At 54.4% G+C, this 12,311-nt stretch carries 11 protein-coding genes; 7 read left to right on the forward strand and 4 right to left on the reverse strand.

Annotated elements, in window-relative coordinates; genetic code table 11:
* The first annotated feature begins 31 nt into the window (after positions 1-31).
* Positions 32-1,450, forward strand: a complete 1,419-nt coding sequence (locus L2097_RS12580) for an L-fucose/L-arabinose isomerase family protein (protein WP_085005633.1) — start codon at positions 32-34, stop codon at positions 1,448-1,450.
* A gap of 32 nt (positions 1,451-1,482) precedes the next feature.
* Entirely contained in the window at positions 1,483-2,994 is a 1,512-nt protein-coding gene (locus tag L2097_RS12585) for an FGGY family carbohydrate kinase (RefSeq protein WP_250352926.1), read from the forward strand.
* Positions 2,995-3,319: 325 nt separating this feature from the next.
* Here the strand turns inward: L2097_RS12585 and L2097_RS12590 are convergent, their stop codons facing one another.
* The 3 genes from L2097_RS12590 to L2097_RS12600 form a co-directional block, all read right to left on the reverse strand.
* Complete coding sequence (locus tag L2097_RS12590; protein WP_071845905.1) at positions 3,320-3,883, reverse strand: histidine phosphatase family protein; 564 nt, start codon at positions 3,881-3,883, stop codon at positions 3,320-3,322.
* 300 nt (positions 3,884-4,183) lie between these two features.
* Positions 4,184-4,636, reverse strand: coding sequence for a GNAT family N-acetyltransferase (locus L2097_RS12595; RefSeq protein WP_250353168.1), 453 nt, complete (start codon positions 4,634-4,636; stop codon positions 4,184-4,186).
* Positions 4,637-4,779: 143 nt separating this feature from the next.
* Positions 4,780-5,115 (reverse strand): hypothetical protein, encoded by a 336-nt coding sequence (locus tag L2097_RS12600; protein ID WP_250352927.1) that lies wholly within the window; start codon positions 5,113-5,115, stop codon positions 4,780-4,782.
* A 386-nt stretch (positions 5,116-5,501) separates the two neighbouring features.
* Between L2097_RS12600 and L2097_RS12605 the strand changes: the two genes are divergently transcribed.
* From L2097_RS12605 to L2097_RS12625, 5 genes are all read left to right on the forward strand, one after another.
* Positions 5,502-7,070, forward strand: a complete 1,569-nt coding sequence (locus tag L2097_RS12605; protein WP_250352928.1) for an ABC transporter substrate-binding protein — start codon at positions 5,502-5,504, stop codon at positions 7,068-7,070.
* Between the two features lie 77 nt (positions 7,071-7,147).
* Positions 7,148-8,170: an ABC transporter permease gene (locus L2097_RS12610; protein ID WP_047371358.1), complete on the forward strand. Its 1,023-nt coding sequence runs from the start codon at positions 7,148-7,150 to the stop codon at positions 8,168-8,170.
* Positions 8,170-9,003, forward strand: a complete 834-nt coding sequence (locus tag L2097_RS12615) for an ABC transporter permease (RefSeq protein ID WP_047371359.1) — start codon at positions 8,170-8,172, stop codon at positions 9,001-9,003. The genes L2097_RS12610 and L2097_RS12615 overlap by 1 nt, the downstream gene beginning before the upstream one ends.
* Positions 8,996-9,832 (forward strand): ABC transporter ATP-binding protein, encoded by an 837-nt coding sequence (locus L2097_RS12620; protein WP_250352929.1) that lies wholly within the window; start codon positions 8,996-8,998, stop codon positions 9,830-9,832. The genes L2097_RS12615 and L2097_RS12620 overlap by 8 nt, the downstream gene beginning before the upstream one ends.
* On the forward strand, positions 9,819-10,523 hold the full coding sequence (locus L2097_RS12625; RefSeq protein WP_250352930.1) for an ABC transporter ATP-binding protein: 705 nt from the start codon (positions 9,819-9,821) through the stop codon (positions 10,521-10,523). The genes L2097_RS12620 and L2097_RS12625 overlap by 14 nt, the downstream gene beginning before the upstream one ends.
* Positions 10,524-10,855: 332 nt before the next feature.
* On the opposite strand, the gene L2097_RS12630 is transcribed toward L2097_RS12625, so the two are convergent.
* Positions 10,856-12,193, reverse strand: a complete 1,338-nt coding sequence (locus L2097_RS12630; RefSeq protein WP_047371362.1) for an aspartate aminotransferase family protein — start codon at positions 12,191-12,193, stop codon at positions 10,856-10,858.
* Between the last annotated feature and the right edge of the window lie 118 nt (positions 12,194-12,311).

The following is a 12,311-nucleotide window of genomic DNA, read 5'->3' on the forward strand; positions in this document are numbered from 1 at the left end:
TAAGAAAGAACAACTTACTGGAGAGAGAACAATGTCCCGCATTCCTCAACAACTGACCATGGCGGTTATTATTGGCAACCGTGGATTCTTCCCAAGTTACCTGGTGGCAGAAGCCCGTGAGCAGGCGGTCGCCCTGTTTGGCCGTCTGGGTATAAAAACCATTATGCTTGATGAAACCCAGACCGAACTCGGCGGTGTTGAAACTCGCCAGGATGCCAAAATCTGTGCTGAACTGTTCCGCGCGCACCGTGATGAGATTCATGGCGTGGTCGTGCTTTTGCCGAACTTCGGCGATGAAAAAGCGGTGGCGGAAACCCTGCGCCTGTCGGGTCTGAATGTCCCGGTGCTGGTCCAGGCCGAAGAAGACAATCTGGATAAAATGGGCCTGGCGACGCGCCGCGACAGCTTCTGCGGCAAGATCTCCCTGTGCAACAACCTGCGCCAGTACGGTATTCCGTTCACCCTGACCACCCAGCACGTTTGCGCCCTCGGCGGTGAGGTTTTCGAGCAGGACCTGAAACGTTTTGAGCAAATCTGCCGCGTGGTGAGCAGCATGCGTGGCGTTCGCGTGGGGGCGATCGGCGCACGCCCGGCCGGCTTCAACACCGTACGCTACAGCGAAAAACTGCTCGAGCGCCTGGGCATTGCGGTGGAAACCCTGGATCTGTCCGAAGTCTTTACCCGCATCAAACTGCTGCGTGATGACGATATCCGCGTTGATGAGAAACGCCGTCTGCTGATTGATAACGCCGACGCCAGCGGTATCGCCGCCGACAAACTGGTCACCATGGCGAAACTGTTTGTGGTAATCAGCGAATGGGTTGTCGCTAACGATATCGACACCACCGCCATTCAGTGCTGGACTTCGCTACAGGAAAACCTGGGCATTAACGTCTGCTCTATTATGAGCGTGATGTCCGGTCAACTGATGCCGTCTGCCTGTGAAGTCGACGTGATGGGCGCGCTGTCCATGTACGCCCTGGCCAGCGCCAATATGAGCCCGGCCTCCATTGCCGACTGGAATAACAACTTTGGCGACGATCGCGACAAATGCGTGCTGTTCCACTGCGGCAACTTTGCAGCCGCCAGCCTGGAAACACCGCATATGGGCACCGCCGATATTATCGGTACCACGGTGGGTAAAGAGAACACCTGCGGCGCGGTACACGGTCGTCTGAAATCCGGCCCCCTCACCTACTTCCGTCTGAGCACCGATGATTTGACCGGGGAGATCAAAGCCTATGTGGGCGAAGGCAAATCCGTCGACGATCCGCTGGATACCGTCGGGTGCCGCGCAGTTATTCAGGTTCCGCATCTGGAAGCGTTGCTGACCTACATTTGCCGTAACGGTTTTGAACACCACGTGGCGATGAACCATGCGGCCAGCGGCGCCGTCCTGCATGAAGCCTTCACGCGCTATCTCGGCGTTGATACTTACCTGCACCAGTGATGCCGTGCGCATGGGCCTGATGGAGAACTACCGTGTCGAAAGATATTGTCATTGCGCTTGATGAAGGGACAACCAACGCCAAAGCCGTCGCGCTGGATGAGCAGGGTAACGTGGTGGCGAAAAGTTCGCGTCCGTTGTCGATCCAGACGCCTCGCGAGGGCTGGGTGGAGCAGTCCGGCGAATTACTGTTGCAGGCCTCGCTGGCGGTGGTAGGCGAGGTGGTTGCGCAGGTTGGCCCTGAGCGCGTTGCCGCCCTGGCGATCAGTAATCAGCGGGAAACGGCTATAGGTTGGTACCGTGCAAGCGGGTTGCCGTTAGGCCCGGCCATTACCTGGCAATGTTCGCGCACGGCAGATTTTTGCCATGCCCTGCGCGAGCAAGGTCAGGAAGCGAAGATTAAAGCGGTGACAGGATTACCCGTCGCCCCGCTGTTTTCCGCGTCCAAAATGCGCTGGCTGTTAGGTTCCGTGCCCAACGGCCAGGCGCTGGCGGAGCAAGGTGAAATTTGCCTGGGCACAATAGATAGCTGGCTGCTCTGGCATTTGACCGCGGGCGAGTCGTTTTGCTGCGACTACTCTAACGCCTCACGAACACAATTACTTAATCTCCATACCGCTGAATGGGACGCGGAGATGCTGGCCCTCTTCCAGATCCCGCGTCAGGCGCTGGCGGAAATTCGCCCTTCCAGCGGATTGTTTGGCTACACCAAAGGGCTGGATGCCATCCCGGATGGGATCCCGGTGATGGCGATGATCGGGGATTCTCATGCGGCGTTATTCGCCCACGGACTCGGCGCGGCCGGGTGTGTGAAAGCAACCTACGGTACCGGTTCATCGGTGATGGCGCCGGTGGTATCCGCACAGTGTGATGTTAAAGCACTGGCCACCACCGTGGCCTGGCATGATGGCGAACGGCTGGTGTACGGGCTGGAGGGCAATATTCCCCATACCGGCGACGCGGTAGCGTGGATGGCGGAAAGCACGGGCTTGAACACGCTGCCGGAAGCGGAGCTGGCTCAGGCGCTGAATACGCTGCCTGCATCAGTGGAATCGACACTTGGCGTCTATTTTGTTCCGGCGCTGACGGGCCTTGGCGCGCCCTGGTGGGACGAAGATGCGCGCGGGCTGATTCATGGTCTGAGTCGTGGCGTCAAGCGCGCGCATCTGGTTCGCGCAGCGCTGGAGTCCATCACTTATCAAATTGCCGATGTAGTGATTGCCATGCGCCAGCACGGTGATTTTGCCTTAAAAGCGCTGATGGTCGATGGCGGCCCTACCAAAAACGACTGGCTGATGCAGTATCAGGCGGATTTGCTGGGTTGCCCGGTAATGCGCAGCGATGTCCCGGAGCTCTCGGCAATGGGGGCGGCGCTACTGGCACGTAAGGCGCTGGTGCAGGTCGATACCGAACAGCTTCGCCAGTATCTTCCTGAGCATATGACCTTCATACCGGACGATCAGCGCCACGGTAGATTGCAAAAACGCTGGCATGAATGGCAAAGCGCTGTACAGCTTGCCCGCACGCAAAAAACCCAGGCAGGGTAAACGTTGGGATCGTGGGGCTCCAGCCTGACACGATGATTTGCGGGGATTGTTCCCCGCAAAAGTCAGCGACGCCTTCGTTTCGTAAGCAAGAATGGCTTTACACTCAACAGCATGTTTGTTGCTCTTCTCGAAAAGCGAGCCTCGTAGTTTTGGCGGCCTGGCGTTGAGAATCAATGACTGTTATTCACACCAGACCACTGTTCTGTAATTCATGACGTGGTTGCCAACATCCCTTCTTCGCTTTAAGCGGACATGCCCATCCTTTTCGGGCTGCTGAGTGCCAGAGCGGACCTACTCATCTCAAGTGTCTGGAGACATTAGATGTCTAATTAAGATTTTGACTGTAGATCCTCGCGTTCCAGTAGCCATTCCCCTGACAACGATACTCCTTCAAACCTAAGGACCTGAGTTCCCTTGCAATTAGTCGATTCATCACCCCATGCCCCATAAGCAGCACAGGGCCGTTTGATATTTTTGCAAAGGTTACGAGTATATTCGCAGCTTTAACAGCACGTTGTTTTGCTATTTCCAGGCGCTCCACATTATGGGATAAGCCGCATAGCCACATGACGCGGAAAAAAGCAGCCCAGAGGGTTGAGGATAACCTTAAACCGGGTATGTGAAATATAGGCAGGCCAGCTTCCCTGAAGACCTCATCAATGACGTCCGGCTCGCAACCCAATGCTTTCAGAGAAGAAAGCGCTCTCGGAAGCGGACTACTTATGATTTGTAATGCGCTGGATGCTAATAATTTACTGGAATCAGGTGGAATATCGGTTCCTGTATCAGATAAATCATATTCTGCTATCCAGTTGGTCATTTCACGGCTGGTTACTCTCGAATAGCCTCTTAAAGCAGGCTTTCCATGACGCATTAAAATAATTTCCATACAGAGTTTCTTGTTTGTGGTCTTTTAGATACAGTCAGATTAACGCGATAAAGACAGAGAGCACTACAACCATATTTTTTGGTTGCACGAACTGGTTGAGAGACCTTGTCAGAAAAGGAATGAGGCTAACAGAAGCAGATTAAATCACCGAAACAGCAAAAACGTCCGCTCCACGCTCACAGCAACCGTTCAGTTGCTTCAGAACAGAGACCATAAACTCTGACCCGGGCTGTAGATGAGAAGATGATCTAACCGTCTGACACAGGGCACAATCGGCGCTGTGTCCAAAACGAGAATGTACTACCGTGCCTGCTTTCTCAGGCAAAAGTGGTGTGTAACTTTATCCATATCACATAAAGCAACAAAGCCGGCTCGTTCATAAAATGTGAATGCCGATGATGGTGCGTTTGTGTTGATAAAATTAAACCAGAGGTCAGCATCTTTAAGTATTTCACTGAGCAAACCGCTGCCAACATGATTTCTTCTCCATGCAGTATCTACATAGAGATGTCGCAGACGTCCGGTGCCAGTTATTTTGGTAAAGGGATCGATGTTAAGTCCGCATACGCCAACAATTACATCATCAACATAAGCCCCAAGCAGTTTTTCTCCGGGCCTGTCAAAGCGGTTCTGTCCGTTTAGCCAATTTTCTTCCAGTCGGTGTAGCATGTTAAATCCTTCAGCCATGCTCTTTAATTTTAACTCCGCAAACCCCGAGCTGGCTGGGGTGATGTTTGTGAATTGGATATTCATGAGCCGTTCCAATGATTTCGGTTTGCATAACTTGGGCAGAATTGACAGCGCATCCAGGGGCAAATCTGCCATGCCAGGACATCCCCAGTGTGCCAACAGCAGACAATGATAACATTGAGATATGTTAATTTATGGGGAACAGGTCACCGGTAACCATTACCGGGATATAAATCCTTTTGTTTAAAATCGGAATACCACGTTTTCCCATCAAACATAGCCATATGGCCAGCCTGAAGGCGGCTTCCAGGATATGGCTGAATAACAACAACATCGCCCTTTTCAGGACTTGAAGAAGAGGGTAAAGCAGTGAATCCGGCCTTGAGCAGTGAATTACCATAATCTTTTGCGTATTCTGTATTTAGAATATTTATTCCTCCGGCTGCAATAGCCAGGCGCGTATAAACCGCACACTGACTCTTTGAAGTCGGCCCAGCGTGTTTTATAAGATAATCCACTGCTGCGTCTTTATTCGATCCCATAAAATCCCTCTGAAGACAACGAGCACCAATATAATGCAAAGTGCTGTCATGCTACATCAGGATGACAAGCAACGGATGAGGGTTATCCTTTTTACTACCCTTTCACCTTCAATTGCGTTCTGTATAGCAGTCAATAAATATCAGGCTCAAGCAGACAAGTATCATGATGATCGGAACTGGTCGTGACTACCCCCTCCATTTCAAACGGCGTTCAGGTCAGGAGAGCGGAGTGGCATCTTTCTTCGGCGTCATTTTCATAGCCAAATCATCTGGCTTATGCCGTAAGCGCATAAACAAAGATGAATTTAAACTTTAAGAAAAATCAGAAGCAGCCTACTTTAGCGAGACAAAATAATTACACTAAATTAACTTTACAGGGATCTCATATGACCAAAAAACTACTGCCCCTCGTCATCATGACACTGCTCTCTGCCACCAGCTATGCTGCGACGCCTCCGGATACGCTGGTTGTTGCACAGGGTCTGGACGATATTGTCAGCCTGGATCCGGCAGAGGCCAATGAGCTCTCCAGTATCCAGACCGTACCTAGCTTGTATGAGCGTCTGGTGCAACCGGATCGTGAGAACCCTGAAAAGATTAACCCGGTGTTGGCAGAGAACTGGCAGCCCGATGCGGCAGCCAAAACCCTGACCATTAAACTGAAAAGTGATGCGAAGTTTGCTTCCGGCAACCCGCTGCGCCCGGAGGATGTGATTTTCTCATATACCCGCGCGGTGACGATGAATAAATCCCCGGCCTTTATTCTGAACGTACTGGGCTGGCAGCCGGATAATATCGCCAGTCAGTTAAAGAAAATCGACGATCATACGATTCAGTTACACTGGACGGCGGATGTTAGCCCGGCGGTGGCTCTCAACATTCTTTCAACGCCAATTGCCTCGATCGTGGACGAAAAGCTGGTCAGCGCCAATGTGAAAGATAACGACTTTGGCAACGCCTGGCTCAAGCTGCACTCTGCGGGCAGCGGCGCGTTTAAAATGCGCGTCTATCAGCCGCATCAGGCCATTGTGCTGGACGCTAACCCGACCTCTCCGGGCGGTGCGCCGAAAGTGAAAAACATCATTATTAAAAACGTGCCGGATCCAGCTTCCCGTCGTCTGTTAATTCAACAGGGCGATGCCGATGTGGCGCGCGACCTCGGCGCCGATCAGATTAGCGCGCTGACGGATAAGAAAGGCATCAAAGTGCTGAGTATTCCGTCTGCCGAGCAGAACTACCTGGTGTTTAACACCGGTAACAGCGCCAATCCGTTACTCAATAACCCGGCCTTCTGGGAAGCGGCGCGTTGGCTTGTGGATTACGACGGCATCACCAAAAACCTGCTGAAAGGGCAATATTTCGTTCATCAGAGCTTCCTGCCGGTCGGCCTGCCAGGCGCGCTGGAAGATAACCCGTTTAAATTCGACCCGGCAAAAGCCAAAGAGATCCTCGCCAAAGCGGGGATTAAAGATGCGCACTTCACGCTGGATGTGGAAAACAAACCGCCGTTCATTACCATCGCCCAGTCCATGCAGGCCAGTTTTGCCCAGGGCGGCGTGAAGGTGGATCTGTTACCCGCCGCGGGTAGCCAGGTCTATGCACGCGTACGCGCCAAACAGCATCAGGCGGCGATTCGTCTGTGGATCCCGGATTACTTCGACGCCCACTCGAATGCCAGCGCCTTTGCCTACAATGACGGTAAATCCAGTACCGTTGCCGGGTTAAATGGCTGGCAGATCCCTGAGCTGAACAAAGCCACGCTCGCGGCCGTCGCCGAACCGGATGCCGCCAAACGTCTGGAACTGTACAAAACAATGCAGCAAGAATTGCAGCATAAATCGCCTTATGTTTTTGTGGATCAAGGGAAAACGCAGATCGTGGTGCGTGATAACGTGAAAGGCTACCAGCAAGGGTTAAATGCGGATATGGTGTGGTATGACCGCGTGACGAAGTAAGTTAGCGATTGCGCCAGTGACCCTCTCTCATTTCGGGGAGGGTTTTCACTTAAGAATGATGCCATTAAGAGTTAGTCATGTCCCACATCTCACCCAGGCTGTTACGGGTTACCCAGACCCTGATAACCCTCGCCCTGACATTGTTTGGTCTGTTACTGGTTACCTTCTCTCTCTCGGCCCTTTCGCCCGTTGACCGGGTGCTGCAAATTGTAGGCGACCATGCCAGCCAGTCGACCTACGACCAGGTCCGCCACCAACTCGGGCTGGACCAACCGCTTCCTGTGCAATTCTGGCACTATTTACTGAGCCTTTTTCACGGCGATTTAGGCACCGCCAGCGCCACCGGACAACCGGTCTTGCAGGATCTGCTCTCGGCGTTTCCTGCCACGCTGGAACTGGCCACGCTCGCATTGGTTATCGGCACGGCGCTGGGTATTTTCGCTGGCGTGTTATGCGCGCGTTTTGCCGGTTCCCCACTGGACCTGGCAGTACGCACCTTTACCCTACTCGGTAACTCTGTTCCCATCTTCTGGCTCGGTCTGTTAATGCTGGCGTTGTTCTATGCGAAGTTGCAATGGAGCGCGGGCCCCGGCAGGCTGGATGATATCTATCAATACACGGTCACCCCACAGACCGGCTTTGTGCTGATGGATACCTGGCTTTCCGGTGACAGTCAGGCATTCAGAAATGCCCTTAGCCACATGGTGCTCCCGGTGACTCTGCTCGCCTATTATTCTCTGGCCAGTATCACCCGCCTGACCCGCTCGGCCTGCCTGGGCGAAATGAACAAAGAGTACATCTTGCTGGCGCGCGCAAAGGGGGCTGGCGAGATGACGATCATGCTACGCCATGTCCTGCCGAATATTCGCGGCACACTCCTGACCGTGGTCGCGCTGTCGTATACCAGCATGCTGGAAGGCGCGGTGCTGACCGAGACTGTCTTTTCCTGGCCGGGGATTGGCCGCTATCTGACGACCGCGCTGTTTGCCGGTGACACTACCGCGATCATGGGCGGTACGCTGGTTATCGGCGTCTGCTTTGTTCTGATAAACAATCTCGCCGACCTGCTGGTCCGGCTCACAGACCCGAGGATTCGCTAATGCCGACGACTCTTTTTTTACGCCGTCTGCGCCACTCCCCTGCGGGTTTTAGCGGTCTGATGATTGTGATTGTCCTGCTTTTGATTGCTGTTTTTGCCCCGTGGCTGGCGCCGCAAGACCCCAACTGGCAGGATGCCGCATCACGCTTACAGCCCCCTTCGGCCGCCCACTGGCTGGGAACCGACAGCTATGGTCGTGACTTGCTGTCACGGCTCATTTACGGCACGCGTCCGGCGCTGGGGCTGGTTGCTCTGGTCACCATCATTACGCTGCCTGCCGGCCTGCTGGTGGGCATTTTGTCTGGTTATTACGGTGGCTGGCTGGAACGGGTATTAATGCGCTTTACCGACGTGGTGATGTCAATGCCGCGCCTGATTCTCGCGTTCGCCTTTGTCGCCATGCTGGGCCCCGGCCTCGTCAATGGTGCGCTTGCGCTTGCGCTCACTACCTGGCCTGCCTATGCGCGTCAGGCACGTAGCGAGATCCAGCGTCTTCGTCACAGTGACTATCTGGCCGCGGCGGAGATGATGGGGATTCGCGGCTGGCGACTGTTGCTGGGGCATATCCTGCCGCTCTGTTTGCCATCCGCGATTGTACGTCTGGCGCTGGATCTGGCGGGCATTATCCTCGCCGCCGCAGGGCTGGGTTTCTTAGGCCTTGGGGCCCGCCCACCGATGGCGGAATGGGGCGCCATGATTGCCGATGGCATGCAGGTTATCTTCGATCAGTGGTGGATTGCCGCCGCACCCGGTGCGGTCATTTTACTGGCAAGTCTTGCATTTAACCTGTTGGGCGATGGCCTGCGCGATGTACTGGAGCCACACCATGACTGAAAAACGGATTGTCGTATCGGGGCTGAATGTCGATTATCCCGGCGCCCGCGTGGTCAACGACCTGAGCTTCACGCTGGGCAATGAGCGTCTTGCGCTGGTGGGGGAATCAGGCTCCGGCAAATCGATGACCGCCCGCGCACTGATGGGACTGGTACGTAAACCCGGCAAAGTTAGCGCCAGTGAACTGAGCGTATCCGGGCATGATTTACTGACTCTGGAGAATAAAGCGTGGCGCGCCCTGCGCGGCAATGGCATTGCGATGGTGCTACAGGACCCGCGTTATGCGTTGAACCCTGTACAAACCGTGTTTGCGCAACTGGATGAAGCACTCACCCTCCACCAGCGTCTGAACCGCAAACAGCGGCTGGAAAAAATAAACGAAGCATTGCGCGCCGTGGAGCTGGAGCCTGCGGTATTGCAGCGTTACCCCGGTGAGCTTTCCGGTGGTATGGGCCAGCGCGTCATGATCGCTATCGCGCTGGTTAACGATCCCCAGGTGCTGATTGCGGATGAACCCACCTCAGCCCTGGACGCTCGCCTGCGCAATCAAATCCTTGAACTGCTGGTGGCGCAGTGTGAACAACGGCAAATGGCCATGCTGCTTATCAGCCATGATTTGCCGCTGGTCGCACAGCATTGCCATCGCGTGCTGGTGATGTACCAGGGACAGAAGGTGGATGAAATGCCTGCCAGCGAACTCCCCAATGCCGCACATCCTTACACGCGCACGCTGTGGAACTGCCGTCCACAGGCGCAGACCTATGGTCAAATGCTCCCGACGCTTGACCGCAGCCGCATTTTTACGGAGTCAGACCATGGCCATCGCTGAAATTCGCCATCTGGAGGTAAGCTTCGGGGAAAAAACCGTCGTCCGCGATGCCAGTTTTACCCTCGAACAGGGCGAGACGTTTAGCCTGATTGGCGCATCAGGCTGTGGCAAATCAACGCTGATGCGGGTACTGGCTGGGCTGCAGCGTGAATGGCGCGGCGAAATGTCATTGTTCGGTTCTAAGATAAAAGCAGGCGTGCGTTACCAGGGAGCATTGCGACGAAACGTACAAATGGTTTTTCAGGATCCTTATGCTTCACTGCATCCCAACCACACGCTGTATCGTACTCTCGCAGAACCGTTACAGATTCACCGCGAGAAAGCGGTAGAACAGCGGGTCAGCACAGCGCTGGAAGAGGTGGGGCTGCCTGCGGATTCGGCCAGGCGCTACCCGCATCAACTCTCGGGTGGACAGCGTCAGCGTGTGGCGATCGCCCGGGCGCTGCTGTTGCGACCGCAAATTCTTCTGCTTGATGAACCGACATCGGCGCTGGATATGTCAATCCAGGCAGAGATCCTCAACTTACTGAACCGCCTGAAAGCCCAGCACAATATGAGCTATTTGTTGGTTAGCCATGATGCGGATGTCATCGCGCATATGTCAGACCGGGCCGCTTTTATGGAAAATGGCAAAATCGAGCGCTTTTTTGACCGGGATGCGCTGATACGTGGTGAACACCGCATGAGCTAAGTGAAAAAGGTTTGGGTGCGTGAGGATCCGTCCTGACAAGGTGATTTGCGGGGATTACTCCCCGCAATTCAGGTTAGCTACTTCTTCGCTTGTTCGCGAGACGAGCTTTAAATCAAAACATCAGGCTATCTTCTTTGCCATTTTTGCCCAGGGCAGTGCTCACAATCCTCACGTACTTCGTGTACGCTCCGGTTGTTCCGCGCTGTCCGTGTCAAAACTGGCTGCAGCGAAAACGCCTGATGTTCCGATTTCGAACTTTCAAAAAATGGCCAGCACCCTCTATCAGAGGGCTCTGCACCACGATCGCCACCAGGGCGTACTTCGGTTGAAAATTACTTCGCCAGGCTACCAAACTCACCGAGTACTGCATCAAAAATTGCCAGCCCTTTTTGCACTTCGGCAGCACTCATCGTGCACGGCGGTACCACGTGAATACGGTTTTCGGCGACAAAAGGCAAAATGCCTGCCTGGAGCAACGCACCTTTGATCGCCGCCATATCGGCCGCGGCCACTGGCGTTTTCGTCACGCGGTCGGTAACCAGTTCCAGCGCCTGGAACATGCCACGCCCACGTACATCGCCAATCAACGCATGTTTCTGCGCCAGTGACGCCAGGCCTGCACGCAGCACTCCATCCCCCACCGTTGCCGCGTTTTCTACCACTTTTTCATCTTTCATTGCATCCAGCGTGGCGACAATCGCCGACATCGCCAGCGGATGACCGGAATAGGTCAGGCCGCCTGCAAAGAAGTGGTCGTCAAAGTAGTGCGAGATTTTCTCAGAAATAATGACGCCGCCTGCCGGTACGTAACCCGCATTGACGCCTTTTGCAAAGGTGATGAGATCGGGAACAATGCCATCCTGCTCGAACGCAAACCAGCTCCCGGTGCGGCCAAAACCGGCCATCACTTCATCGACAATCAGCACAATGCCGAATTCATCTGCCAGCGCACGTACGCCCTGCATATAACCTTTTGGCGGCACCAGAATCCCGGCCGTGCCTGGTACGGACTCCAGCAGAATAGCGGCAACAGAATTCGGCCCTTCGCACTCAATCATCCGACGCAGATGCGCCAGTGCGCGCTGGCACTCTTCTTCCTCGGTCGTGGCGTTAAATTCGCTGCGATACAGGTACGGGTTAAAGAAGTGAACGTGCCCACGGGCATATTCATTCGGGATACGACGGGAATCGCCTGTAGCCACAATCGCACTACCGGTATTCCCGTGGTAGGAACGGTAGGCAGAAAAAATCTTGTCGCGTCCGGTGTACATACGCGCCATACGCATGGCGTTCTCGTTGGCGTCAGCACCGGCGTTAGTAAAGAACACTTTGCTAAAGCCTTCGGGGGCCAAATCAACGATGCGTTTTGCCGCTTCACCACGCGCGAGATTTGCCGTCGCCGGCGCGATTGTGGTCAGCTCTTCCAGTTGAGCCTTCATCGCCGCCAGAACGCGCGGATGTTGATAACCGATATTGACGTTTACCAGTTGGCTGCTGAAATCCAGATACGTGTTGCCATCGTAATCCCACAATTCGCACCCTTTGGCTCCGGCGATCACCAGCGGATTGAGGCTGCCTTGCATCGACCATGAATGGAACACATACGAACGGTCCAGCTGACGTACATCATCGTTGGTTATCGCCATCTCGCTCTGAAGTGCCAGTTTCATACCCTGCTCCTTTCATACCGTTGTTGTTGATTCCATCATGCGGCGCGCCACCCGCAGTCAGGTAGAGCCAGTCTTGTTAGCGGCATGTGACACACGTGTCACATATTTACTCACCAAC

The organism is Citrobacter sp. MNAZ 1397, from assembly GCF_023613995.1.
GTDB lineage: Bacteria > Pseudomonadota > Gammaproteobacteria > Enterobacterales > Enterobacteriaceae > Phytobacter > Phytobacter ursingii.

Excerpts from the sequence above, each read along its gene's own strand:
- L2097_RS12600 (WP_250352927.1), bottom strand. The coding sequence starts at position 5,115 with ATGGGATCGAATAAAGACGCAGCAGTGGATTATCTTATAAAACACGCT.
- L2097_RS12625 (WP_250352930.1), top strand. The coding sequence starts at position 9,819 with ATGGCCATCGCTGAAATTCGCCATCTGGAGGTAAGCTTCGGGGAAAAA.
- L2097_RS12620 (WP_250352929.1), top strand. The coding sequence starts at position 8,996 with ATGACTGAAAAACGGATTGTCGTATCGGGGCTGAATGTCGATTATCCC.
- L2097_RS12605 (WP_250352928.1), top strand. The coding sequence starts at position 5,502 with ATGACCAAAAAACTACTGCCCCTCGTCATCATGACACTGCTCTCTGCC.
- L2097_RS12610 (WP_047371358.1), top strand. The coding sequence starts at position 7,148 with ATGTCCCACATCTCACCCAGGCTGTTACGGGTTACCCAGACCCTGATA.
- L2097_RS12580 (WP_085005633.1), top strand. The coding sequence starts at position 32 with ATGTCCCGCATTCCTCAACAACTGACCATGGCGGTTATTATTGGCAAC.
- L2097_RS12615 (WP_047371359.1), top strand. The coding sequence starts at position 8,170 with ATGCCGACGACTCTTTTTTTACGCCGTCTGCGCCACTCCCCTGCGGGT.
- L2097_RS12590 (WP_071845905.1), bottom strand. The coding sequence starts at position 3,883 with ATGGAAATTATTTTAATGCGTCATGGAAAGCCTGCTTTAAGAGGCTAT.
- L2097_RS12595 (WP_250353168.1), bottom strand. The coding sequence starts at position 4,636 with ATGAATATCCAATTCACAAACATCACCCCAGCCAGCTCGGGGTTTGCG.
- L2097_RS12630 (WP_047371362.1), bottom strand. The coding sequence starts at position 12,193 with ATGAAACTGGCACTTCAGAGCGAGATGGCGATAACCAACGATGATGTA.